Below are 1,738 nucleotides of genomic sequence, written 5' to 3'. Positions count from 1 at the left end.
GACCGCACCCCCGAGGCCACCGCGCCCCACCTGGAACTCGAGCTCCCCGGCGTCGCCGAGGCGATGCGCGCCCGCGGGCTGGCCTCGACCCCCACCGCCGCGATGAGCCGCGGCCTGGCGGGCTTCTCCGGACGTACCCTGGTGGCGAACCTCCCGGGCTCTTCGGGCGGGGTGCGCGACGGACTGGCGGTACTCGACGAGTTGTTGGACCACCTGCTCGCCGTCCACGCCCACGGTGGCGGGCACTGACCGTCCCCGCCCGCAGCCGCCCGGGACCGAACCGCGAGGAGGAACCGACCATGACCGTCCGCAGTCCACTCGTGCAGATCACCGAGACCGCGATCGACCCCCGTGAGGTCGAGAAGGCCGTCTGGAGCACCGCCGACGGCGCCATGGTCACGTTCTCCGGGGTGGTGCGCGACCACGACCACGGTCGCGACGTGCTCGACATCGAGTACTCGGCCCACCCCACGGCGCAGGACGTCCTCGAACGGCTCTGCGACGAGGTGGCGACCGAACACACCTCGCCCGACCTCGAGAAGGGCGGACCGCTCGACCCGCGGCGCTCCGTCCGCATCGGCGCGGTGCACCGAGTGGGGGTGCTGCCGGTGGGCGAGGTCGCCGTGGTGGTGGTGGCCGTGGCGCCGCACCGGGCCGAGGCCTTTGCCGCCTGCTCGGAGCTCATCGAACGACTCAAGCGCGGGGTGCCCATCTGGAAGCGGCAGCGCTTCACCGACGGCGTCTCGGAGTGGGTGGGCGTCGGCGACTGCTGAGTCGATCAGGCTGGCCGTCTGCGGGATCCGGGCCAGTGGCGACCCGGCGGGTTGACGAGTGTGCCGTCGGCGGCGATGGTGCGATCCGCGTAGGCGTTCCACTCGCGTTCCCGGATGGCGTCACGAGCACGGGCCAGGGGGCCCTTGGGTCTGGTGCGGTGTTCGTGCCCGGTGTCGGTGATGATGACGAGATCACCCAACGGCCCGGACCGGTAGGCGTTGGTCCCGAACGTCTTCTCCCGGTGGTGTTTCCGACACAGGCAGACGAGGTTCCACTCGGTGGTCGGCCCGCCGAGTTCAGGGTCCTTCTTGTTGAACGCGAGCACATGGTCCACGTCGCAGTCCTTGGCGGGAACCGAGCACCCCGGGTGCCGGCAGGTGCCGTCGCGCAACCGGATGCGCTCGGCCATCGCCGGGGTGATCACGTAGCGCAGGGCGTGTTCCGGGGAGTCGAGCACGCCCGGGGCAGGGTCGATGAGCTCGAACCGCACGCTCGCGTCGTCCCCCTCGAGCAGTTCCGTGCAGAGCCACTCGAAGCTGCTGTACGCGCCGTGGACGAACTCGACACGGTTGGGCAGGCCCCGGGCCGCGGAGGCGATCACGCTGATGCGGATCGGCTGACCGGCCCGCGCGGCGTTGCCCAGTGTGGGCCGGGGCAGGTCCGCCCCGACCCTGACGTCGCCGAGTTCGATGCCGTCGTGCTCGATACCGTCGTGCTCGGACGCGCGGGCAGCGGCGGAGGCGGTATCGGCCGCGGACCGGCCCGCATCAGACGGGTGGACGGCGAGCGCGGCGAGGGCGTCGGCGCGGAGCTGGTCCATGGGACGATCCAACCCGTCCGCCGAGGCGGCCGACGCGTCGGTGTCGATGCGACGCCGAAGGAGTTCGGCATCGGCAGCGGTGAGCCTGGCCCACATCGTGGCCATGCCGTTCCGTGCCCCGCGGAATCGGACCGAGCGGGTAAA

The 1,738-nt window shown here is 71.9% G+C and carries 2 protein-coding genes and 1 pseudogene; 2 read left to right on the top strand and 1 reads right to left on the bottom strand.

Going from position 1 to position 1,738, the window contains the following annotated elements; all coding sequences use genetic code 11:
• Together G6018_RS09910 and G6018_RS09905 are read left to right on the top strand one after the other, a co-directional pair.
• A pseudogene (locus G6018_RS09910) lies at nt 1–249 on the top strand (molybdopterin-binding protein); the annotation flags it as partial.
• Between the two features lie 50 nt (nt 250–299).
• Nucleotides 300–773 carry a molybdenum cofactor biosynthesis protein MoaE gene (locus G6018_RS09905; RefSeq protein WP_182639505.1) on the top strand — a complete coding sequence of 158 codons (474 nt, stop codon included), beginning with the start codon at nt 300–302 and terminating at the stop codon, nt 771–773.
• A gap of 5 nt (nt 774–778) precedes the next feature.
• Here G6018_RS09905 and G6018_RS09900 read toward each other — a convergent pair.
• Nucleotides 779–1,738 (bottom strand): HNH endonuclease signature motif containing protein (locus tag G6018_RS09900; RefSeq protein WP_182639504.1); only part of this gene is annotated, 960 nt, incomplete at its 5' end.

This window comes from Dietzia sp. DQ11-44 (genome assembly GCF_014145205.1).
Classification (GTDB): Bacteria; Actinomycetota; Actinomycetes; order Mycobacteriales; family Mycobacteriaceae; genus Dietzia; species Dietzia natronolimnaea.
This window is presented reverse-complemented; position numbering and strand designations above follow the sequence as displayed.